This is a genomic window from Pantoea sp. ACRSC (assembly GCF_022346785.1).
Classification (GTDB): Bacteria; Pseudomonadota; Gammaproteobacteria; order Enterobacterales; family Enterobacteriaceae; genus Pantoea; species Pantoea alvi.
On record NZ_JAKRNN010000003.1, the window covers coordinates 1 to 22,476 of the forward strand.

At 59.2% G+C, this 22,476-nt stretch carries 20 protein-coding genes, 2 tRNA genes and 1 rRNA gene; 13 read left to right on the plus strand and 10 right to left on the minus strand.

Translation table 11 applies throughout. From position 1 onward, the window contains the following. The 3 genes from rrf (at nt 1) to MHZ97_RS04790 (ending at nt 350) form a co-directional block, all read left to right on the plus strand. A 5S ribosomal RNA gene (gene rrf / locus MHZ97_RS04780) occupies nt 1-115 on the plus strand. A 74-nt stretch (nt 116-189) separates the two neighbouring features. Then, a tRNA-Asp gene (locus tag MHZ97_RS04785) sits at nt 190-266 on the plus strand. Nucleotides 267-274: 8 nt separating this feature from the next. Beyond that, nucleotides 275-350: transfer RNA gene (locus MHZ97_RS04790), tRNA-Trp, on the plus strand. Nucleotides 351-457: 107 nt separating this feature from the next. On the opposite strand, the gene hdfR is transcribed toward MHZ97_RS04790, so the two are convergent. Next, nucleotides 458-1,282, minus strand: coding sequence for an HTH-type transcriptional regulator HdfR (gene hdfR, locus MHZ97_RS04795; protein WP_033753511.1), 825 nt, complete (start codon nt 1,280-1,282; stop codon nt 458-460). A 121-nt stretch (nt 1,283-1,403) separates the two neighbouring features. Between hdfR and MHZ97_RS04800 the strand changes: the two genes are divergently transcribed. Continuing rightward, entirely contained in the window at nt 1,404-1,742 is a 339-nt protein-coding gene (locus MHZ97_RS04800; RefSeq protein ID WP_103796201.1) for a DUF413 domain-containing protein, read from the plus strand. Nucleotides 1,743-1,770: 28 nt separating this feature from the next. On the opposite strand, the gene MHZ97_RS04805 is transcribed toward MHZ97_RS04800, so the two are convergent. Beyond that, a complete protein-coding gene (locus tag MHZ97_RS04805) occupies nt 1,771-3,291 on the minus strand; it encodes a YifB family Mg chelatase-like AAA ATPase (RefSeq protein WP_239314721.1) in 1,521 nt (506 codons plus the stop codon). A gap of 329 nt (nt 3,292-3,620) precedes the next feature. On the opposite strand from MHZ97_RS04805, the gene ilvL reads away from it, so the two are divergent. The 6 genes from ilvL (at nt 3,621) to ilvA (ending at nt 10,179) form a co-directional block, all read left to right on the plus strand. Further along, entirely contained in the window at nt 3,621-3,719 is a 99-nt protein-coding gene (ilvL, locus tag MHZ97_RS04810) for an ilv operon leader peptide (RefSeq protein WP_071813600.1), read from the plus strand. 149 nt (nt 3,720-3,868) lie between these two features. Next, nucleotides 3,869-5,515, plus strand: a complete 1,647-nt coding sequence (ilvG, locus tag MHZ97_RS04815; protein ID WP_239314720.1) for an acetolactate synthase 2 catalytic subunit — start codon at nt 3,869-3,871, stop codon at nt 5,513-5,515. Next, the gene (gene ilvM, locus MHZ97_RS04820; protein WP_103796204.1) at nt 5,512-5,775 is read left to right on the plus strand and encodes an acetolactate synthase 2 small subunit; all 264 of its coding nucleotides are present in this window, start codon (nt 5,512-5,514) and stop codon (nt 5,773-5,775) included. The genes ilvG and ilvM overlap by 4 nt, the downstream gene beginning before the upstream one ends. Before the next feature lie 12 nt (nt 5,776-5,787). Continuing rightward, nucleotides 5,788-6,717 carry a branched-chain amino acid transaminase gene (locus MHZ97_RS04825; RefSeq protein ID WP_239314719.1) on the plus strand — a complete coding sequence of 310 codons (930 nt, stop codon included), beginning with the start codon at nt 5,788-5,790 and terminating at the stop codon, nt 6,715-6,717. A gap of 60 nt (nt 6,718-6,777) precedes the next feature. Beyond that, entirely contained in the window at nt 6,778-8,628 is a 1,851-nt protein-coding gene (gene ilvD / locus MHZ97_RS04830) for a dihydroxy-acid dehydratase (RefSeq protein ID WP_103796205.1), read from the plus strand. A gap of 3 nt (nt 8,629-8,631) precedes the next feature. Further along, a complete protein-coding gene (gene ilvA, locus MHZ97_RS04835; protein ID WP_103796206.1) occupies nt 8,632-10,179 on the plus strand; it encodes a threonine ammonia-lyase, biosynthetic in 1,548 nt (515 codons plus the stop codon). On the opposite strand, the gene ilvY is transcribed toward ilvA, so the two are convergent. Beyond that, on the minus strand, nt 10,180-11,061 hold the full coding sequence (ilvY, locus tag MHZ97_RS04840) for an HTH-type transcriptional activator IlvY (protein WP_103796207.1): 882 nt from the start codon (nt 11,059-11,061) through the stop codon (nt 10,180-10,182). 162 nt (nt 11,062-11,223) lie between these two features. Between ilvY and ilvC the strand changes: the two genes are divergently transcribed. Further along, nucleotides 11,224-12,699 carry a ketol-acid reductoisomerase gene (gene ilvC / locus MHZ97_RS04845; RefSeq protein WP_103796208.1) on the plus strand — a complete coding sequence of 492 codons (1,476 nt, stop codon included), beginning with the start codon at nt 11,224-11,226 and terminating at the stop codon, nt 12,697-12,699. Nucleotides 12,700-12,777: 78 nt separating this feature from the next. On the opposite strand, the gene MHZ97_RS04850 is transcribed toward ilvC, so the two are convergent. The 5 genes from MHZ97_RS04850 to MHZ97_RS04870 form a co-directional block, all read right to left on the minus strand. Beyond that, nucleotides 12,778-13,776 carry an aldo/keto reductase gene (locus MHZ97_RS04850; RefSeq protein WP_239314718.1) on the minus strand — a complete coding sequence of 333 codons (999 nt, stop codon included), beginning with the start codon at nt 13,774-13,776 and terminating at the stop codon, nt 12,778-12,780. Nucleotides 13,777-13,857: 81 nt separating this feature from the next. After that, nucleotides 13,858-14,778 (minus strand): LysR family transcriptional regulator, encoded by a 921-nt coding sequence (locus tag MHZ97_RS04855; RefSeq protein ID WP_239314717.1) that lies wholly within the window; start codon nt 14,776-14,778, stop codon nt 13,858-13,860. Nucleotides 14,779-14,858: 80 nt separating this feature from the next. Then, nucleotides 14,859-16,193: an MFS transporter gene (locus MHZ97_RS04860; protein WP_103796211.1), complete on the minus strand. Its 1,335-nt coding sequence runs from the start codon at nt 16,191-16,193 to the stop codon at nt 14,859-14,861. A gap of 275 nt (nt 16,194-16,468) precedes the next feature. After that, entirely contained in the window at nt 16,469-17,485 is a 1,017-nt protein-coding gene (gene yhjD, locus MHZ97_RS04865; protein WP_103796212.1) for an inner membrane protein YhjD, read from the minus strand. Nucleotides 17,486-17,530: 45 nt separating this feature from the next. Beyond that, entirely contained in the window at nt 17,531-18,430 is a 900-nt protein-coding gene (locus MHZ97_RS04870) for a LysR family transcriptional regulator (protein WP_239314716.1), read from the minus strand. A gap of 115 nt (nt 18,431-18,545) precedes the next feature. Here MHZ97_RS04870 and MHZ97_RS04875 point away from each other — a divergent pair, with 115 nt between their 5' ends. Then, nucleotides 18,546-19,304: an SDR family NAD(P)-dependent oxidoreductase gene (locus MHZ97_RS04875; protein WP_239314715.1), complete on the plus strand. Its 759-nt coding sequence runs from the start codon at nt 18,546-18,548 to the stop codon at nt 19,302-19,304. An 83-nt stretch (nt 19,305-19,387) separates the two neighbouring features. Here MHZ97_RS04875 and MHZ97_RS04880 read toward each other — a convergent pair whose 3' ends face one another. Beyond that, nucleotides 19,388-20,236 carry a PhzF family phenazine biosynthesis protein gene (locus tag MHZ97_RS04880; protein ID WP_239314714.1) on the minus strand — a complete coding sequence of 283 codons (849 nt, stop codon included), beginning with the start codon at nt 20,234-20,236 and terminating at the stop codon, nt 19,388-19,390. Nucleotides 20,237-20,334: 98 nt separating this feature from the next. Here MHZ97_RS04880 and MHZ97_RS04885 point away from each other — a divergent pair, with 98 nt between their 5' ends. Then, nucleotides 20,335-20,961 (plus strand): glutathione S-transferase family protein, encoded by a 627-nt coding sequence (locus tag MHZ97_RS04885; RefSeq protein WP_103796215.1) that lies wholly within the window; start codon nt 20,335-20,337, stop codon nt 20,959-20,961. On the opposite strand, the gene MHZ97_RS04890 is transcribed toward MHZ97_RS04885, so the two are convergent. Beyond that, the gene (locus MHZ97_RS04890) at nt 20,928-22,415 is read right to left on the minus strand and encodes a PLP-dependent aminotransferase family protein (RefSeq protein WP_239314713.1); all 1,488 of its coding nucleotides are present in this window, start codon (nt 22,413-22,415) and stop codon (nt 20,928-20,930) included. The two genes, MHZ97_RS04885 and MHZ97_RS04890, sit on opposite strands and share 34 nt — an antisense overlap. Nucleotides 22,416-22,476: the final 61 nt, after the last annotated feature.

The window sequence follows — 22,476 nt, forward strand, 5'->3', positions numbered from 1 at the left end:
CTGGCGGCCTTAGCGCGGCGGTCCCACCTGACCCCATGCCGAACTCAGAAGTGAAACGCCGTAGCGCCGATGGTAGTGTGGGGCCTCCCCATGCGAGAGTAGGGAACTGCCAGGCATCCAAATTGGTATCCACCCGCGAGGGTGACACCGGTTATCAGCGAGACCCCGCTGGTAGCAGCAGTATTCGGTGGTGCGGTAGTTCAGTCGGTTAGAATACCGGCCTGTCACGCCGGGGGTCGCGGGTTCGAGTCCCGTCCGCACCGCCACCCTCTTTAGGGGCGTAGTTCAATTGGTAGAGCACCGGTCTCCAAAACCGGGTGTTGGGGGTTCGAGTCCCTCCGCCCCTGCCAGAAAAAAGAATCCTTTGCTTCGGCAAAGGATTTTTTTTGCTTTTTATCCAGCCCGAAGATCGAAAAAAGGCCGACTATGTCAGCCTCTTCACCGTTTATGCCTGAAATTAGCGCGCCAGCACCGGAAACTTAAGCAGCTGTCGAATATGCGCCTGCTGGTCGCTGTTCTGCAGCCACACTGCATATAAAGGACGTACCGCCACCGGCGTATCAGGGATCACCATAAGATCGCTGTAGAGGCTATGCCAGTAGTCTGGCAAAAATGCGCAGGCACCCGTGGTATAAAGCAGCTCGCGCGTTACGTGCGCCGAGGTAGTGGTTAACACAGGAACATCATCGCCGCCGGAGAGGTAGCTTTCATGCTGATGAAAGTCCGCGCCCCATTCCAGCTTGATGTAATCGTACTTTTCGCGCTTCTCTGTTTTACGCGCCCGGAACAGCGCCAGAGAGATATGGCCGATCTGCTGGCTGGTCAGCTCATCCATCTTAGGCGCTTCGGTCGTGATCAGCAGATCCAGCTGGCGTTCATGAAGCTGCTTAACCAGAAGATGCCGCTGTGCCACGCGTGCTTCAAGATGCAGGCTCTCCCGGTTTTCATATAGGGTTTGTAGCCACGGAGTCAGATAAGCCTCCCAGAGCGACGCGCTGGCGCCTATCGACAGCTCGTGGTGCTGCTGCGTGTGCGAGACCTCCTTCTTCGCCATCATCCATGTGCTCATCAGGCTTTCCGCATAGGGTAACAGGCGTTCTCCCGCCGACGTCAGCCGTATATTATTGCGATGACGAGTAAAAAGGTTTACGCCCAGCTGATTTTCCAGCTGACGGATGCGAAAGCTGACGGCGGACTGTGTGAGGTAAAGTGCTTCTGCAGCTCGTCCAAAATGGCGAGTTCTGCTCACTTCCAGGAAAGTTTTCAGTAATTCCGTATCCACAGCTTTCTCCCAAAAAATGTTTGTCGTATAGATTTAAATGTTTTGTTTTACACTCTGTCAAGCCTATCTAATACTCCGCGCCATTAATAGCTCGGCCATAAGAGAATCAGGAGCGTGTAAGATGGCGGAAAGCTTCTCAACCACAAATCGTTTCTTTGATAACAAACATTATCCGCGCGGTTTCTCGCGGCATGGTGATTTCACCATTAAAGAAGCCCAATTGCTGGAACGTCATGGTTTCGCTTTTAACGAACTCGATTTAGCAAAGCGTGAGCCGACTACTGAAGAAGAGCGTCTTTTCTTAGAAGTATGTCGTGGTCTGCGTGAGCCGCAAACCGAAGCTGAGCGAGTATGGTCTAAATATACCGCTCGCATTAAGCGTCCAAAACGTTTCCATACGCTTTCAGGCGGCAAGCCGCAGATGGATACGGTGGAAGACTACAGCGACAGCGATGACTAAACAGAATGGGGCAATCAGCCCCATTTTTTTATTCCAGGCTGCGATGCAGATGGATCATCAATCGATCAATGCTGCGATAGGCGACCGCTTCCTGCAGATGCGCACGTAAAACCCGCTCTTCACCTGCCAGATCGGCAATGGTTCGCGCAACCTTAAGAATGCGTTGCCATGCCCGTACGGATAACCCCAGCTGATTCAGCACCTCTTCCAGCCATTCCGCATCCTCGCGGGCGATATCACACCACCTCTTGATCTCAATGTTGCTCATATGCGCATTAATCTTGCCTGCACGCGCCATTTGCAGCATGCGAGCCTTTATCACCCGCTCGCCGACGCTGGCTGAGCTCTCACCAGCCTCCCGGCGTCCGCTCAGCATCCCGCTCGGCAGCAGCGGGACCTCAATCGACAGGTCGAAGCGATCGAGAAAAGGGCCGGATAGCTTGCTCAGATAGCGCAGCACCTGCTGCGGTGAACAGCGATTATGCTGTCCCTGATAGTGGCCGGTCGGGCTAGGGTTCATGGCGGCGATGAGCTGAAAGCGCGCCGGATAGGTGACTTTCGCGCGGGCGCGGGAAATGGCGATTTCGCCAGACTCGATAGGTTCGCGCAGCGCATCCAGCACGCGTCGATCAAATTCCGGCAGTTCATCCAGAAACAGCACGCCGTTATGCGCCAGCGAAATCTCCCCAGGTCGAGGCAGCGATCCGCCGCCGATCAGCGCATAGAGTGACGCACTATGATGCGGCGAGCGAAAAGGGCGTTTCCGCCAGGCTTTTTGCAGCCGGACCTTGTCCACCAGGCTGGCAATAGCGGCGCACTCCAGCGCCTCTGCGTCGCTGAGCGGCGGCATAATGCCGGGCAGCCGCGTAGCCAGCATCGTCTTGCCTGTGCCGGGAGGCCCCATCAACAGCAGGTTATGACCGCCCGCTGCGGTAATCTCCAGCGCCCGGCGCCCCTGCTCCTGACCGATTATGTCGCTCAGGTCTTCCGCTGGCTCTTCAGGCCCATCCTGCTGAGATTGCGCGCGCGCCAGCTCGCCCTGGTTTTGCAGCCAGGCACAGATCTCCAGCAGATGCGCAGCAACCAGCGTATCGCCATGCTGGATCAGGCCAACATCCGGCTGATTCTCCGTCGAGACGATCAGCTGCCGCCCGGCCCGCATCGCCGCCATAGCCGCCGGAATGGCGCCCTGAACGCCGCAGAGCGCGCCGTTGAGCGCCAGTTCGCCCACAAACTCATGCTGCGCCAGTTTCGCCTCTGGAAGCTGTTCAGACGCGACGAGAATTGCGAGCGCCATCGGCAGATCGTAACGTCCGCCCTCTTTAGGCAGATCGGCGGGGGCCAGATTGATAGTGATGCGCTTCGCCGGAAAGCTGAAGCCGCTGTTTATGATGGCGCTGCGCACCCGTTCGCGCGCCTCTTTTACCGTGGTTTCGGGCAAGCCGACCAGCGTCAGCGCGGGCAGGCCGCTGCTGATATGCGCTTCCAGGGTCACCAGCGGCGCCTCGACGCCTAGCGCCGCTCGGGTAAGAACTCTCGACAGTGTCATAACCGCTCCTTAACGCGGCGATTATGAAGCGGTGGAACCATGACGACGAGGCCAAAGGATTCATCTGTCGGCAGACGCCGCAATAAATCGACGGGGCGTTCAGCCCCATACATTTTTTCTGAAGCTACCTGACAAATAGCCCGCTTAATTATTGCGTCACGGACGTGATGAATATTTATCACGCATAAAATATGCGTTTATTTACAGTGTGATACCTGCTTATCGCCCCAACGGTCTTAAAAAAAAGCGATGGAAAAAGTTGTCATCGCACCGCTAACTGTGATAACTCTGTAGGTATTACTTCGAACAAACGAAAAAACAGACAACAGATGAAAGCCCTTCTACAAGTGATTAGCCTAGTCGTGATTAGCGTGGTGGTGATTATTAACCCACCGTGCGGGGCTACGCTTGGAGAAAGAAAGGCTTAAAAATCAAGCCTGGAATTCGAAAAACCCCCGCACCGTAAGGTTCGGGGGTTTTTTTTCGACCAGAGCAAATATCAGCTAATTACCGAGGAGCAAACAATGAGCAGTAGCATAAAATTCTGTTGTTCCCCTAAGGATACAGGAGAATAACCATGACAGGTGCACAGTGGGTAGTTCAGGCTTTACGCGCGCAGGGTGTCGACACCGTATTTGGCTATCCTGGCGGCGCCATCATGCCAGTGTACGATGCGCTCTACGATGGCGGCGTGGAACACCTACTGTGTCGTCATGAACAAGGCGCGGTGGTCGCGGCGATCGGCTATGCCCGCGCGACCGGAAAAACCGGCGTCTGCATTGCGACCTCGGGCCCTGGCGCGACCAACTTAATCACCGGCCTGGCCGATGCGATGATGGACTCAGTGCCGGTCGTCGCCATCACCGGTCAGGTCTCGTCGGCATTTATCGGCACCGACGCCTTTCAGGAGATCGACGTGCTGGGCCTGTCGCTGGCCTGCACCAAACACAGCTTTCTGGTTGAATCGCTGGAAGAGCTGCCCTCCGTAATGGCTGAGGCCTTCGCTATCGCTCAGTCAGGCCGCCCTGGCCCGGTGCTGGTCGACATCCCTAAAGATATTCAAATCGCCAGCGGCGAGCTGAACCCGCATCTGCTGCCGGTCGAAGAGCCGATCGCCCATTCGCTGCAGCATATCGAAGCGGCGCGTGCGCTGATGGCGCAGTCGCACAAGCCGATGCTCTATATCGGCGGCGGCGTCGGTATGGCGCAGGCGGTTCCCGTGCTTCGCGCTATGGCGCAGGAGACCGGCATCCCTGTGGCCGCCACGCTGAAAGGTCTCGGCAGCGCCGATAGCGAAAGCGAGGTCTACCTGGGCATGCTGGGTATGCATGGCACCAAAGCCGCAAACCTGGCGGTTCAGTCGTGCGATTTGCTGATTGCCGTCGGCGCGCGCTTCGACGATCGCGTAACCGGCAAGCTCGATACCTTTGCGCCGCACGCCAGCGTCATTCACATCGATATCGATCCGGCCGAGCTGAATAAACTGCGCCGCGCGCACGTTTCGCTGCAGGGCGATATGAATCAGATCCTGCCCGCGCTGAGTATGCCGATGCAGATTGCGGGCTGGCGCGAAGAGGTGAAGGCGATGAAAGCGGAATTCAGCTGGCGCTACGATCATCCCGGCGAGGCGATCTACGCGCCACTGCTGCTGAAGCAGCTCTCCGATCGTAAACCCGCCAGCGCCGTTATCACCACCGACGTCGGCCAGCACCAGATGTGGACCGCCCAGCATATGAACTTCAGCGCGCCGGAGAATTTCATCACCTCCAGCGGCCTGGGCACCATGGGCTTCGGCCTGCCGGCTGCGGTAGGCGCGCAGGTCGCCCGTCCCGACGACACCGTGATCTGCGTGTCGGGCGACGGTTCAATCATGATGAATATCCAGGAGCTGGGCACCATCAAACGTAAAAAACTGCCGGTGAAAATCCTGCTGCTGGATAACCAGCGCCTCGGCATGGTGCGCCAGTGGCAGCAGCTCTTTTTCGACGGTCGCTACAGCGAAACCATACTGACCGACAACCCCGATTTTCTGACGCTGGCCAGCGCGTTTGATATTCCAGGCCAGCGTATTAGCCGTAAAGACGAGGTCGACGCCGCCCTTGATGCTCTGCTGAACAGCGAAGGTCCTTACTTCCTGCATGTTGCGATTGATGAGCATGAAAACGTCTGGCCACTGGTGCCGCCCGGCGCCAGCAACGCAAACATGATGGAGAAAACCGTATGAATCAGCATCAATTGTCTATCGAAGCTCGCTTTCGCCCTGAAATATTGGAGCGCATTTTACGCGTCGTCCGTCACCGCGGTTTTCAGGTCTGCGCCATGAACATGGGCGCGGCGGCTAACAGCGAGAACATTAATATTGAAATGACCGTTGCCAGCCAGCGCTCAGTCGATTTACTGTCTTCCCAATTAAACAAATTAATGGATGTCGCCAGCGTCGAGATCCAGCAACAAACATCACAACAAATCCACGCCTGGTCGTGAAAGGAAATAAGAATGAGCACGAAGAAAGCAGACTTTATTTGGTTCAATGGCGAGATGGTTAAGTGGGAAAACGCAAAGGTCAGCGTGATGTCCCACGCACTGCATTACGGTACTTCTGTGTTTGAAGGCGTGCGCTGCTACGACTCGCACAAAGGCCCGGTGGTGTTCCGTCACCGTGAACACATGCAGCGTCTGCACGACTCAGCCAAAATTTATCGTTTCCCGCTGAAATACAGCGTGGACGAACTGATGGAAGCGACCCGCAAAGTACTGCGCGACAACAATCTGAAAAGCGCCTACATCCGTCCGCTGGCCTTTGTCGGCGACGTCGGCCTGGGCGTGAACCCGCCGGATGGCTACACCACCGACGTGATCATCGCCGCCTTCCCGTGGGGCGCCTATCTGGGCGCTGAAGCGCTGGAAAACGGCATCAATGCAATGGTTTCTTCATGGAACCGCGTTGCGCCGAACACCCTGCCGACCGCGGCGAAAGCAGGTGGCAACTATCTCTCCTCTCTGCTGGTGGGCAGCGAAGCGCGTCGTCACGGCTATCAGGAAGGCATCGCGCTGGACACCAATGGCTATATCTCCGAAGGCGCCGGTGAAAACCTGTTCGAAGTAAAAGACGGCATCCTGTTTACGCCGCCGTTCACCTCTTCCGCGCTGCCTGGCATTACCCGCGACGCCATCATCAAGCTGGCGCAGGATATGGGCATTGAAGTTCGCGAGCAGGTGCTGTCGCGCGAATCGCTCTATCTGGCCGATGAGATCTTTATGTCCGGTACCGCTGCAGAAATCACGCCGGTACGCAGCGTCGACGGCATTCAGGTTGGCGAGGGCAAACGCGGACCGGTAACCGAGAAAATCCAGAAAGCCTTCTTCGGCCTGTTCACTGGCGAAACCGAAGACAAATACGGCTGGCTGGATCAGGTTAACCCATAACAAGAGAGTCACGCGGGCGCAGCTGTGCCCGCGTCATTTACAGACTGGAGTAAACAGAGCATGCCTAAGTACCGTTCCGCCACCACCACTCATGGCCGCAATATGGCGGGTGCCCGTGCCCTGTGGCGCGCCACAGGAATGACCGACGCCGATTTCGGCAAGCCAATTATCGCTGTGGTCAACTCATTCACCCAATTTGTGCCGGGCCACGTCCACCTGCGCGATCTCGGCAAGCTGGTCGCCGAGCAGATCGAAGCGGCGGGCGGTGTGGCGAAAGAGTTCAACACCATTGCGGTGGATGACGGTATCGCCATGGGCCATGGCGGCATGCTCTATTCGCTGCCGTCGCGCGAGCTGATCGCCGACTCGGTGGAATACATGGTTAACGCGCACTGCGCCGACGCCATGGTCTGCATCTCTAACTGCGACAAAATCACGCCGGGAATGCTGATGGCGTCGCTGCGCCTCAATATTCCGGTTATTTTCGTTTCCGGCGGCCCGATGGAAGCGGGGAAAACCAAACTTTCTGACAAGATCATCAAGCTCGATCTGGTGGATGCGATGATTCAGGGTGCGAACCCGAACGTCAGCGACGCCGAGAGCGAGCAGATTGAACGCTCCGCCTGTCCGACCTGCGGCTCCTGTTCCGGTATGTTCACGGCTAACTCCATGAACTGTCTGACCGAAGCGCTGGGTCTGTCGCAGCCGGGCAACGGCTCGCTGCTGGCCACCCACGCCGACCGCAAGGATCTGTTTATCAACGCCGGTAAGCGCATCGTTAATCTGACTAAACAGTATTACGAGCAGGATGATGAGCGCGTACTGCCGCGCAACATCGCCAGCAAAGCGGCCTTTGAAAATGCCATGACGCTGGATATCGCGATGGGCGGTTCCACCAACACCGTACTGCACCTGCTGGCGGCGGCGCAGGAAGGCGAAATCGACTTCAATATTTCCGACATCGATCGTCTGTCGCGCAAGGTACCGCACCTGTGCAAGGTCGCGCCGAGCACGCAGAAATACCATATGGAAGATGTCCACCGCGCTGGTGGCGTTATCGGCATTCTCGGCGAGCTGGATCGCGCGGGCCTGCTGCATACCGACGTACGTAACGTGCTGGGCCTGAACCTGCGTGAAACCCTGGATCAGTACGACATCATGCTGACGCAGGATGAAGCGGTGAAGAAAATGTTCCGCGCCGGTCCGGCAGGGATTCGTACCACCCAGGCGTTTTCGCAAGACTGTCGCTGGGACACGCTGGATGACGATCGTCAGGACGGCTGTATCCGCACGCGCGAACATGCGTTCTCCCAGGATGGTGGTCTGGCGGTGCTCTACGGCAACCTCGCCGAAGATGGTTGTATCGTCAAAACCGCCGGCGTCGACAAAGAGATCCTGACGTTTAAAGGCCCGGCAAAAGTCTACGAAAGCCAGGATGACGCAGTTGAGGCGATTCTCGGCGGCAAAGTGGTTGCGGGCGACGTCGTGGTAATCCGCTACGAAGGGCCGAAAGGTGGCCCGGGCATGCAGGAGATGCTCTATCCAACGACCTATCTGAAATCGATGGGGCTCGGCAAAAGCTGCGCGCTGATCACCGACGGTCGCTTCTCCGGCGGCACCTCCGGCCTGTCGATCGGCCACGCCTCGCCGGAAGCGGCCAGCGGCGGCACCATTGCGCTGGTAAAAGATGGCGACATCATCGAAATCGATATCCCTAACCGCGGCATCAAACTGGCGGTGCCGGACAACGAACTGCATGCGCGCCGCGAAGAGGAAGAAGCGCGCGGCGAGGCGGCCTACACGCCGCACGGCCGCGTGCGTCAGGTCTCTTTCGCGCTGCGTGCCTACGCATCGCTCGCCACCAGCGCCGACAAAGGCGCGGTGCGCGACAAGAGCAAGCTGGGAGGCTGACCGATGGCTGAGGCTCAACCGCTACCTGCGTCGCCCTGCGGCGCGGAATATCTGCGCGCCGTGCTGCGCTCGCCCGTGTATGAAGTCGCACAGGTGACGCCGCTGCAAAAAATGGAAAAAATTTCATCGCGTCTCGGCAACACCATTCTGGTGAAGCGCGAGGATCGGCAGCCGGTACACAGCTTCAAGCTGCGCGGCGCCTATGCGATGATCGCCGGACTGAACGAAGAGCAGAAAGCGCGCGGCGTGGTGACGGCGTCGGCCGGCAACCACGCGCAGGGCGTGGCGCTCTCCGCCAGCCGGCTCGGCATCAAATCGCTGATTGTTATGCCGGTCACCACGGCAGACATCAAGGTAGAGGCGGTGCGCGCATTTGGCGGTGAGGCTTATCTCTACGGCGCTAACTTCGACGAGGCGAAAGCCAAAGCGATTGAGCTGGCGGAACAGCAGGGTTATACCTTCGTGCCGCCGTTTGACCATCCGGCGGTCATCGCCGGTCAGGGCACGCTGGCGATGGAGCTGCTGCAGCAGGATGCGCATCTCGATCGCGTCTTCGTGCCGGTTGGCGGCGGCGGCCTGGCGGCGGGCGTGGCGGTGCTGATCAAACAGCTGATGCCGCAAATCAAAGTTATCGCGGTAGAGTCGGAAGACTCTGCCTGCCTGAAGGCGGCGCTCGAGGCGGGCGAGCCGGTGGATCTGCCGCGCGTCGGGCTGTTTGCCGAAGGCGTGGCGGTAAAGCGTATCGGCAGCGAAACCTTTCGCCTCTGCCAGGCGTACCTCGACGATATTATCACCGTCGACAGCGACGCTATCTGCGCGGCGATGAAAGATCTGTTTGAAGACGTGCGCGCGGTAGCGGAGCCGTCGGGCGCGCTGGCGCTGGCGGGTATGAAAAAATATATCCAGCAGCACGACATCAAAGGCGAGCGCCTGGCGCACGTGCTGTCAGGCGCTAACGTTAACTTTCACGGCCTGCGCTACGTCTCCGAGCGCTGTGAGCTGGGCGAACAGCGTGAAGCGCTGCTCGCCGTCACCATCCCGGAACAGCAGGGTAGCTTCCTGAAGTTCTGCCAGACGCTGGGCGGCCGTGCGGTAACGGAGTTTAACTACCGCTATGCCGACGCCGACAACGCCTGCATCTTTGTTGGCGTGCGCCTGACGCGCGGGCTGGAGGAGCGCAGCGAAATCATCAGCCAGCTGACGCAGGGGGGCTATCAGGTGGTGGATCTCTCTGACGACGAGATGGCGAAGCTGCACGTGCGCTATATGGTGGGTGGACGTCCGTCGAAGCCGCTGCGCGAACGCCTGTTCAGCTTCGAATTCCCGGAGGCACCCGGCGCGCTGCTGAAGTTCCTGCAAACGCTCGGCACCCACTGGAATATCTCGCTGTTCCACTACCGCAGCCACGGCACCGATTACGGCCGCGTGCTGGCGGCCTTTGAGATCGGCGACAACGAACCGCGCTTTGAATCACATCTTACCGAACTGGGCTATGACTTCCACGACGAAGCCAATAACCCGGCGTTCCGCTTCTTCCTCGCCGGCCAGTAACTACAGTAGGTGCCAGAAGGCGTGAATCAGCGGCTCCCCGAGCCGCTTTTTTTGTACGCACACGCCCAGCTCCAGCGGCGCCACCGACTCGACATTCTCCAGCGTCAGCACGCGATTGCGCACCGGCTCCGGGCTGTTCTCCAGCACCACATCCGGTAAAAGCGCGATGCCGCAGCCGAGCGCCACCATCGACACAATCGCCTCATGACCGGAGACCGTGGCGTAAATCTGCGGATTAGGAATGCGACGCCGCCGAAACCAGAGATCGATGCCGCGCCGCGCCGGGCCTTGATCGGGCAGGATAAAAGGGATGTGCGCCCAGTCGGGCGTCGGCTGGGTCGCCTGGCTGCGCACCGGGCAGGGCAGCGCGGGGGCAATCAGCACCAGCGGGATCAGTCCCAGCGGCGTAAAGTCGATGCTGGCGGGCAGCGACTCGGGTCGGCCAGCAATAGCCAGATCTGCTTCGCCCGACTGCACCATTTCGATGGCGTCGGCGGCGTCGCCGGTGGTCAGCTTGATCTCTACCTGCGGATGCTCGGCGCGGAAGCGATCCAGAATCGGCGGCAGATGGCTGTAGGCGGCCGTCACCGAGCAGAACAGGCGCAGCTCGCCGCTCAGCGACGGGCCGTTAAGATCCATGACGTGGCGCAGCTGCTGATACTGCAGCAGCGTCTGCTGCGCGAACTGGCGCAGACGTTCGCCCGCCTCGGTCAGGACGACGGTGCGGTTATCGCGCAGAAACAGCGCGTGCCCCACATCCTCTTCGAGGCGCTGGATCTGGCGCGAGAGCGTTGACGGGCTGACGTGCATGGCGCGCGCCGTACGGCCAAAATGGCAGCTTTCGGCCAGATGAAGAAACAGCTTCAAATCTCGTAAATCCATTCGCCTTGACCTCTACAGTGGTATTGCAAATTATGCAATGTAACCTTGCTAATATATCAATTTAAGCAACGGATTTCCTGTCATATGATGGGGTCATTCGCGGCGCTGTCAGCAGCGCCGTTACCAGACAAAAACAAACACAACATCTGACCGGAGTGCCCCATGGCTAACTACTTCAACACACTGAATCTGCGCAACCAGTTAGCGCAGTTAGGCAAATGTCGCTTTATGGCGCGCGATGAATTCGCCGACGGCGCCAGCTTCCTGAAAGGGAAAAAAGTGGTCATCGTGGGCTGTGGCGCGCAGGGCCTTAACCAGGGTCTGAACATGCGTGATTCCGGTCTGGATGTCGCCTATGCGCTGCGCGCCGAAGCGATCGCCGAGAAGCGCGCCTCCTGGCGCAAGGCCACCGAGAACGGCTTTAAAGTCGGCACCTATGAAGAGCTGATCCCGCAGGCCGATCTGGTGGTCAACCTGACGCCGGACAAACAGCACTCTGCCGTAGTGCAGGCGGTACAGCCTCTGATGAAAGATGGCGCGGCGCTGGGCTACTCGCACGGCTTTAATATCGTTGAAGTAGGCGAAACCATCCGTAAAGACATCACCGTTGTTATGGTGGCGCCGAAATGTCCGGGCACCGAAGTGCGCGAAGAGTACAAGCGCGGTTTCGGCGTACCAACGCTGATCGCCGTCCATCCGGAAAACGATCCGAAAGGCGAAGGCATGGCGATCGCCAAAGCCTGGGCTGCCGCGACCGGTGGCGACCGTGCGGGCGTGCTGGAGTCCTCTTTTGTGGCGGAAGTGAAGTCAGATCTGATGGGCGAGCAGACTATTCTGTGCGGCATGCTGCAGGCCGGTTCGCTGCTCTGCTTCGACAAGCTGGTGGCGGAAGGTCACGACGCGGCCTACACCGAAAAACTGATCCAGTTCGGCTGGGAAACCATCACCGAATCCCTGAAGTTCGGCGGCATTACCCTGATGATGGATCGCCTCTCTAACCCGGCAAAACTGCGCGCTTATGCGCTGTCAGAGCAGCTGAAAGAGATTATGGCACCACTGTTCCAGAAGCATATGGACGACATCATCTCCGGCGAATTCTCATCCGGCATGATGGCTGACTGGGCTAACGACGACAAAAACCTGCTGACCTGGCGCGAAGAGACCGGCAAAACCGCGTTTGAAAATGCGCCGCAGTATGAAGGCAAAATCGACGAGCAGGAGTACTACGATAAAGGCGTTCTGATGGTGGCAATGGTGAAAGCGGGCGTTGAGCTGGCGTTCGAAACCATGGTCGACGCGGGAATTATCGAAGAGTCCGCTTACTATGAGTCGCTGCACGAGCTGCCGCTGATCGCCAACACCATCGCGCGTAAGCGTCTGTATGAGATGAACGTGGTGATCTCCGACACCGCCGAGTACGGTAACTACCTGTTCTCCTTCGCCGCAGTACCGCTGCTGAAAGAGTTTATGACCACGCTGCAGCCGGGCGATCTGGGCAAAGCGATTGAAGGCACCCAGGTTGATAACGCGCAGCTGCGCGACGTCAACGAGGCGATTCGCCAGCATCCGATCGAAGCGGTTGGCCGTAAACTGCGCGGCTACATGACCGATATGAAGCGTATCGCCGTCGCCAGCTAAGCCAGACACCACTCTTTTCAGCACTGCAAAACCCCGGCTTGCCGGGGTTTTGCTTTTCAGGCCCTCACTTCTTTCACCTCAGGCATTCACGCCCTTCATCCCCTCTGCCGAATAGCGGGCGCCCTGCACCTGAACGCGCTGGTGGAGGGCGTTCAGCAGCGCCACGTCCGCCGCCTCCAGAGCCACCTGCGCCGCCTGGGCATTTTCCATCAGGTAGGCGATCCGTTTCGTGCCGGGGATCGGCACCAGCTTCGCGTACTGCGCCAGCAGCCAGGCCAACGCTATCTGACCTGGCGTGCAGCCATACTTCTCCGCCAGTGGCCGCACTGCGCTCAGCAGCGCGGCGTTATGATCGAGGCTGGCCTGCTGAAAGCGCCCGTTATTTTTACGGAAGTCGCCTTCAGCAAAGTCGCTGTTGCGCAGATATTTGCCGGTCAGGAAACCGCGTCCCAGCGGCGAGTAGGCAACAAGGCCGATATCCAGCGCCTTAACCGTTGGCAGGATCGCCTCCTCAACGTCGCGCGTCCACAGCGAATATTTGGTCTGCAGGGCGGCGACGGGATGAACGGCGTGCGCGCGGCGCAGAGTCGCGGCAGAGACTTCGCACAGCCCGATATGGTTTATCTTTCCCTCCTTCACCAGGCGGCTCAGGCATGCCATGCTTTCTTCAATCGGCGTCGCCTGGCTGACGCGGTGGAGGTAGAAGAGATCGATACGCTCAACGCCCAGTCGCTTAAGGGAGTCGTGGCAGCAGCGGGTAATATAGTCCGGCCGGTTATTGATGGTTCGGCTGTAAGCCTCGTCGGGCGCGCGTTCAATGCCGCACTTGGTGGCGACCTTAAACCGGGCGCGCGTGGCGCTATTCAGTCCGGCAAGAAACTGCCCGATAAGCGTTTCATTGTGGCCGCGACCATACTGATCCGCCGTATCAATAAAGGTCTGGCCCAGCTCGATAAGTTTATGCAAAACACGCAGCGACTGCGCGTCGTCCGCAGCGCCGTAGAATTCGCTGAGGCCCATTGCGCCATAGCCGATGGCGCTCACCTCTAAGGTTTTTGCTAAGTCACGCGTTTTCATTATCCCTCCTGTTGTCCTGTTCCGATTCTTTCACCAGGGGGAGCAGCAGGGAATTGCCGTTTTTGTGATGCTGAAAAGGTATTAAGGCGCGCCGTCGCTCAGCCTCGCCAGCGCCTGCAGGAGCGCCGGACGCACGTCGTCATGGCGCGTGGCGGCGTAGACGTCGATATTCAGCTGCTGCGCCTGGCTATCGCGCAGCGGCCGATAGCACAACCCGGCCTGATTAAAGGCGCACTTTGACTGCGGCAGCAGGGCGAATCCCTTGCCGCGGGCGATATGCGCCAGCATTGTCAGGGTATCGTCAGGCTCTTTAACCTTTTTCAACGGCGCTGGCAGCTGCGCGAAAACTTTCTCGCATTTATCGTAGAAGGCGGGGTTGGCGCGCCTGGCAAACCAGAACAGCGGCAGATCGCTGACCTCATCGAGCAAGGCCTGATGCTGGCGACTGGCGGGGTGCGTGGTCGGCAGCGCGATAAGCAGCGGCTCGCGGCAGATCCAGCGATAGCGGACGCTCTCTTCATTGCCTGCGCCTTTCTCGCCGGTCAGCACCAGATCCAGCCTGTTCTGCGTCAGACACTGCAGCAGCCGGGCGGAGGTCAGATCGGGCGAGTCGATATCATCGCCGGCATCCAGCTGCGCCAGCCGCGCACCGACAGGCGGTATACGGGTAAAGTCCAGCGTTCGGGTCAGCCCGATGCGCAGACGCGCCTGACGGGAGAGAGCGTCTGCGTGAAGGGCGCTGAGAGCCTCGAGAATGCTCTCCGCTCTGGCGACCAGCGCGCGCCCGGCCTCGGTCAGGCTCACCGCGTGGGTGCTGCGGCTAAAAAGCTGCTGGTGGAGCAGGGCTTCCAGGCTCTGAATATGACGCGTCAGCGGCGGCTGGGTCATGCTGAGGCGCTCGGCGGCGCGGCGAAAATTGAGCTCGTGCGCGACGGCGAGGAAACACTGGAGTTGTTTAACGCTGGGAAGGGTATTGCTAATCAGGTGAGCTGCCGTCGCCATGGTTCTTTTCCTGCATAACGAAACAGCGGGAACTATACCATGAGGTAAAACCCGGCCTTAGCCGGGTTTACTGATTCCTGTTACACCGCTTCGTAGAGCGTCTGATGGCGCGTCTCTTTACAGGCGATCAGCGCAATCAGCGTCAGCGCTGCCATCGAGGCCAGGTAGTAGCCTACCGCCTGCAAACCGTAGTGGGCGTTGAGCCAGGTGGCGATATAGGGCGCAACCGAGGCGCCGAGAATCGACGACAGGTTGTAGGAGAAAGAGGCACCGGTATAACGCACTTCGGTCGGGAACAGTTCCGGCAGCAGCGCGCCCATCGGGCCGAAGGTCAGCCCCATCACGCTCAGGCCGAGCAGCAGGAAGGCCATCACCAGTGCTTGTGAACCGGAACCCAGCATCGACGGGAACAGGAAGGCGAAGGCGATAATCATCAGCGTAATCACGATCATGGTCTTACGGCGGCCAAAGCGATCCGCCAGCAGACCAGCGATCGGCACCATCACGCCGAAGCCAATAACCGCCATCATCAGCATCCAGAGAAAGCTGTTGCGCGAAAAGCCGAGGCCCGTTGGCGCCGGCGCGGTGCCGTAGCTCATTGAGTAGACCGTCATAATGTAGAACAGCGTATAGGTCGCCAGCATGATAAAGGTGCCGAGGATGGTCGCGGTAAGATGCTTGCTCAGCAGCGCGGCGATCGGCACCCGTACCTGTTTCTTCTCTTTCTGCACCTTCGCGAAGACCGGGCTTTCATGCAGCGAAACGCGCACATAGAGGCCGATAATCACCAGCACCGCTGAGAGGATAAAGGGCACGCGCCAGCCCCACTGCATAAACTGCTCGTCCGTCAGCAGCCAGGAGAGCAGCAGAAAAGTGCCGTTAGCGAAGAAGAAGCCGATCGGTGCGCCCAGCTGCGGAAAAGAGCCGTAGAGCGCGCGTTTTTTCGCCGGCGCGTTTTCCGTCGCCAGCAGCGCCGCGCCGCCCCACTCACCGCCGAGGCCCAGCCCCTGGCCAAAACGCGCCAGCGCCAGCAGCAGCGGCGCCGCGACGCCAATCGACTGGTAGCCCGGCAGCAGGCCGATAATCACGGTAGAGATGCCCATCGTCAGCAGCGAGGCCACCAGCGTCGCCTTACGGCCCACGCGGTCGCCAAAGTGGCCGAAAAGCGCAGAGCCGATCGGGCGCGCCACAAAGGCGATAGCGAAGGTCGCCAGCGACTGCAGCGTCGCCACGGTATTATCGCCCTGCGGAAAGAAAATATGAGGAAAAACAATCACCGCCGCCGTGGCGTAGATATAGAAATCGAAGAATTCAATGGCGGTACCGACCAGCGAGGCCACTACGACCTTGCCGCGAGAGTTTACCGGCGTTTCGTCTTGTGACTTTTTCAGGGATTCTGTGATGGAGGCTTGCATAACTGTTTCTTAATTGTAAATAGAGACCAGGAATATTACGCACCTCCCAGAGCGCATTCAACGCTGATAAACCGCGTCAGAACGGGCTTTTTCGGCGAAAAAGTGGATAATTTGTGCTGAAATGGAAAGCGTGGATTAAGGCAGGGAGAAGCCCACCTTTTGCAGCGGGAATCTCTATAAAAGGGGTAAATAAAAGTGACCCTTCAGCTATTCATCCTGCTGTCTGGTTGAAAAATAGCCGAAGGGAGAAATTTTTCGCTGCCGGTAACCTTTTTTTACACCTGACGATGCGAGGCGCGACGCGAGTCCGGCATTTGCGGATCGTCTTTATACTTCGCGGTGGCGATCCAGGCGGCGCAGAACAGCGTCAGACGGGCGAAGAAGTAGAAGAACGCCATCAGACCCAGCACCGAGCCGAAGGCGGCACCCGAGGGCGACGAAGCGAGCTTGGGCAGCGTCAGCGTCATCACGAACTTGATAACCTCAAAGCCGATCGCCGCCAGCAGCGTGCCGCGAAACAGCGCTTTCTTACGCGGCTTGTGGCGCGGCAGGATCCAGAAAATCCACAGGAACAGCAGATAGTTGGCCATAATCGAAATGGCCAGCGCTATGGCGGTCATCGCCGGGCGCAGCCACTCGATATCTGCCAGCCCCAGCGCGTTGACGATTGCTGCCTGCGCCGCGCCAGCGATAGAGGTCAGCGACAGGGTGATCACCAGCGCCAGCATCAGGCCGATCAGCGAAATCAGGTCGCGCAGATACTTTTTCCAGAACTTCTCCTGATCGTCCGGCGTGCGCTCCCAGACGTCGCGCGACTGGGCGCGCACCGCTTCGCGCAGGTTGCCCATCCAGTTAATGCCGGAGTAGAGCGCCAGCAGCAGACCGGTAATACCCACGGTGGCGCGCTGCTGGATGGCGGTGTTTACCGTATTCTTCAGCGTCGTAGCGAGCGTAGGATCGCTGATGCTGTTAACGATCTTCGTGATCAGCTGCGACAGCAGATCCTGGTTCGACGCCAGCACAAACCCGACGGCGGCGAAAGAGACCATCAGGATCGGGATGAGCGATAAAAACGAAAAGTAGGTAATGGCCGCGCCGAACTGGCTGCCCAGGCGATCGTTGAAGCGCTCCAGCGCGCGAATAAAGTGCGCCACCGCCGGAATCGCCTGAAACCAGGCGGCAAAGCGCGATACGCGACGAATCGAGCCGTCAACGGTTTTATTGCCGGTCTGAATATCGATCAGCGGTTTAGGTTGCTCGGGATTATTCGGGGTTTCCTGTTTGTCCGTCATAGACAGTTATCATCCTGCTTTACGTGAAAAGGCAATTATAGCCGCTCAGGTGACATACTCCTGTAGTACCTGACTCAGCCACTCCATAAACACGCGCACGCGCCGCGCCACATTGCGCCGATGGGGATAGAGCAGAGAGATGGGCATCGGCTTCGCCGGAAAGGCGTGCAGCACTTCCACCAGCTGGCCAGACTCCAGCAGCGGATAGATGCCCATCGCCGGCACCTGAATAATGCCCAGTCCCGCCAGGCAGGCGGCGCGATAGGTTTCCGTGCTGTTGACCGTCACAACGCCGCCGGTTTGCACGTAGTGGCACTGCTTGCCGTCAAAATATTCAAAGCCGGGCGAAGGCTGGCCGAGCTGCTGCGTGTAGTGAACCATCGCGTGCGACGACAGCTCTTCCAGCCGCGTCGGCATGCCGAAACGGGAAAGGTAGCCGGGGCTGGCGCAGTTAATCAAGGTGTAGGTGCCGATTTTCCGCGCAATCAGGCCGGAGTCTTTTAGCTCGCCGACGCGGATAACGCAGTCGAAGCCTTCGCGGATCACATCCACCATGCGGTCGCTGCTGCTCAGCTCGATTTCCACGCCGGGATAGTGCTGCAAAAATTCCGGCAGGCGCGGCAGGATAAAGCCGGTCGCCATCGCCACCGACATATCGACGCGCAGCTTGCCGCTCAGCGTAGCGGGATCGTGCTGAAACAGGCTATCCATATCGTCGATCATCGACAACAGATCCAGGCTGCGATCGTAGTAGACCAGCCCATCCTGGGTAAGCTGCACGCGCCGCGTGGTGCGATGCAGCAGCCGCGTACCCATCTGATTTTCCAGCGCCTGCAGCTGGCGCGACACGCTGCCTTTTGGCAGGCCCAGACTTTCCGCCGCGCGGGTAAAACTGCCCATTTCCGCCACCCGCACAAAAACCTGCATTGCGTGAATTTTGTCCATGTTGTTCACCGATTGTTGTTGTAAGTGAAACAGTGCTGCGTATTTCCTGCCATTTATAGATCAATTATTGGGGAATATCCTGATTTGGTGTTCAATTTTGCAACAGGATCGAAACATGAGTAATAAAATTGCACTTATTACCGGCGCCAACCGCGGGTTAGGCAAGAATGCGGCGTTAAAACTGGCTGCAAAAGGCGTCGATATCCTTTTTACCTGGCGCAGCCATGAAGAAGAGGCGCAGGCGTTAATTACTGCAATCGAGGCGCTGGGCGGTCGCGCAGCCGCGCTGCAGCTGGATGTAGGCGACAGCGGCCAGTTCAGCGGCTTTGTCGCGCAGGTCAAACAGACGCTGGAAAAGGGATGGCAGCGCGACCGCTTTGATTATTTAATAAACAACGCCGGTCATGGTCACTATAAGCCATTTAGCGAGACCACAGAGGAAGAGTTTGACGCGCTGGTTAACGTTCATTTTAAAGGCCCCTATTTTCTGACGCAGAAACTGCTGCCGCTGATCAACGACGGTGGCCGCATTTTGAATATCTCCAGCGGGCTGACGCGCATGACCTACCCAGGCTCCGCCACTTACGCCTCCGTTAAAGGCGCGATGGAGGTGCTGACGCGCTATCAGGCGAAAGAGCTGGGCGAACGGCGCATTCGCGTTAATATCCTGGCGCCGGGGGCTATCGAGACCGACTTCGGCGGCGGACGCGTGCGCGACAATAAAGAGATTAACGACACCATTGCGGCGCTTACCGCGCTGGGGCGCGTGGGGCAGCCGGACGATATCGGCGACGCCATCACCGCGATTCTCAGCGAGGAGAGCGGCTGGATCACGGCGCAGCGCATTGAGGCGTCAGGCGGCCAGGCGTTATAAGCCACGGATACGCACCAGGGATAAGGTGCGTATCTGCGCGGGCTTATCTCCTCCACGGCGGTGCCGGCAATGCAGCGTCAGCGCTACAGCGCAATGGTGCCGTCAATTACCGTGACGGTCTTACCGCCGATCCAGATTTGGTCGCCTTCGAAGCGCACCGATACGCGCCCTTCACGCCCGATTGCCGTACCCTGACGCGTCCGGTAATCGCGCATCTGGCCCTGCGCGGCAAAGTAGCGCGCCAGGCAGGCGTTGGCGCTGCCGGTAATGGGATCTTCCGTCAGGCTGCCGTTCTCCACCAGCAGGCCGCGCACTTCATACTGCTCGCTTTCGCCGTGCGGCAGCGGGCCGAACGGCATCACGCCGGTAACACCCGCGTGGGCGAGCAGGCGCTGCAGGTCGCTGACGGCGGGCTGAATCGCCAGCACCGCCTCGGCGCTAATCATCGGGATAAGCAGCCAGCGGATACCCATATCGACCACGGCGGGCGTTTGCGTGGTGTCGAACAGCTCGCAGCCGAGCGCATTGCTCATCAGCGCGTCGGTAAAGGGAGCGATCGTCGCCTCTGGAGCGGCAAACGCCAGCGAACCCCCGGCGCCGATGCTGATCGTCACGTTGCCGACGCCGCACTCCTGCACCATCCTGCCAGGTTGTTTTGTCGGCCAGCCCGCTTCCAGCAGCGCATGCGCGGTGCCCAGCGTCGGGTGTCCGGCAAACGGCAGTTCACCCTCAACGGTAAAGATGCGCACGCGGTAGTCAGCTTCCTGGTGCTGCGGCGGCAGCACAAAGGTCGTTTCAGACAGATTTGTCCAGCGGGCGATGGCCTGAAGCTGCGCGTCGCTCAGGCCCTGCGCATCCATAATCACCGCCAGCGGATTGCCGTTGAACGCGGACGAGGTAAAGACATCTACTTGCTTAAAGGCGACGTTCATTATTGCTCCTTTCTCAACAGGGCATTTCCACGCCCGACATTTGCGTTTATGGCCTGACAGGGTTATCAATATGTTAACAATTCCTGCAGGAGACCGTTATGCTGAAAATTCTTGGGCGCGACTCGTCAATTAACGTGCGTAAAGTGCTCTGGCTCTGCGACGAACTGGATCTCGACTTCGAGCGCGAAGAAGAGTGGGGCGTGGAACCTGACTCGCTGCGCAAGCCGGAATTTCTCGCCCTTAACCCGAACGCCCTGATCCCGGTCGTTATCGACGACGACTTCGTGCTGTGGGAGTCGAACGCCATCCTGCGCTATCTGGCCAACGCCTATGAGGGCGACTGGCTCTATCCGCAAAATCCGCGCGCCCGCGCGCCGATCGATCAGTGGATGGACTGGCAGTCCACCGAACTCAATACCTCCTGGCGCTACGCCTTTATGTCGCTGGTGCGCAACTCGCCCGCGCATCAGGATCCGCGTCTGCTGGCGGCAGCCTGCAAAGGGTGGGCGCACACCATGGGCATCCTCAACCAGCAGCTGGAGAAAACCGGACGCTATGTGGCGGGCCGTAACTTCACCCTGGCGGATATTGGCGTCGGGCTGGCGGTCAACCGCTGGTATGAAACCCCGCTGGATCATCCCAGCCTGCCTGCGGTGCGTAATTACTACGAACGCCTGACTGAGCGCCATCCCTACACCGTCTGGGGCCGCAACGGCAAACCCTGATCGATCCCCGGCGCCAGGCCCGCCAGCTCGCAGGCGATCGCGCCGGTGCGCTTCAGCGCCCAGCTATAGCGCTGGTCGAAGGGGTAGCAGCAGGAGAGACGCAGCGCGTGATTGTAGCGTTCGCTCAGCGAATAGAGCGCGCCGGGCGTCACGCAGATCTGCTCTTGCAGCAGCCGATGGAACATCGCCACCGTATCGACCTGCTCCGGCAGTTCGACCCAAAAAACAAACCCGCCGCGCGGCAGCGTGGCGCGCGTCCCCTGCGGAAAATAGCGGGCGATGAGGCCACGCGCCTCGTCCATATTGGCGGCGTAGCGGCGGCGCAGCGTGCGCAGATGGTGATCGTAACCGCCGTTGGCGAGAAATTCCGCCAGCGTCTCCGACAGCAGCCGGGATTCCGCCATCGAGGAGACCGCCTTCAGGCGCGCTATCGCCTCATGGAAGCGGCCGGCGGCGATCCAGCCGATGCGAAAGTCCGGCGCTACGGTTTTGGTAAAGCTGGTGCAGTAAATCACCCAACCTTCGGTATCAAATGACTTTACGGTAGGCGAGAGCGGCCAGTCGAACTGCAGCTCGTCATAGAGGCCGTCTTCCAGCAGAGGAACCTTGTAAGTATTTACTAACCTGGCCAGACGCTGCTTGTTCTGGCGCGACATGCAGCAGCCCAGCGGATTCTGCGCGCTCGGCATGGCGATCAGCGCCTGAATACGCTTCTCCTGCAGCAGCATCTCCAGCGCGTCGAGGGAAAGCCCGTGCTGCGGATCGGTGGGAATCTCCAGCGCCTTCAGCCCCAGCGACGCCAGCAGCGGAAAGAGAAAAAAGTAGGTCGGCGACTCCAGTCCAACGCAGTCTCCAGGCTGGGTCACCGCGCGTAGCGCCAGCTGCAGCGCCTCCATACAGCCGTGGGTGAGGGTGATCGCTTCGCTGGTCAGCGACATGCCCGCGTGCAGCGCGCGGCGCGCAATCTCCTCCCGTAAGCGCTCACTACCGGGAGGGAGCGCATAGCGGCCGATAAGGTCGGGATTGCGGCGCAGCAGCGAAGCGGTAATGCGCGCGAGGCGCGCCGACGGATAAAGCTCGCCGTCCTGCGGGCAGGCCAGCGAAATATTGACGTAATCGGGATGGTTCTGCGCCGCGAACACCTGGTCGATCAGATCGAGCTTTTCACTGCTCGGGTCTTTAATGCGGGTGCGATGGGGAACCGGCTGCATCAGGGCGGGCAGCACGCTGCGCACATAGTAGCCTGACTGTGGCCGCGCCTCGATAAGGCCGCGATCTTCCAGCCGCTGCCAGGCGTTCAGCACGGTATTAATGCTGACCTGATGGCTCTGCGCCACGCGGCGAATGGCAGGCAGGCGCTTGCCCGGTTTTAGCGTGCCCTGATGAATCGCCTCGGCGAAGCTATCGGCAAGCTGGCAATAGAGCGGCTGATCGGCAGAGAAAGAAAGGGACACAAAAGCCTCCGCGAGTCATGGGTACAATATTTAAAATTGCAGACTGTAACCATGACAATAG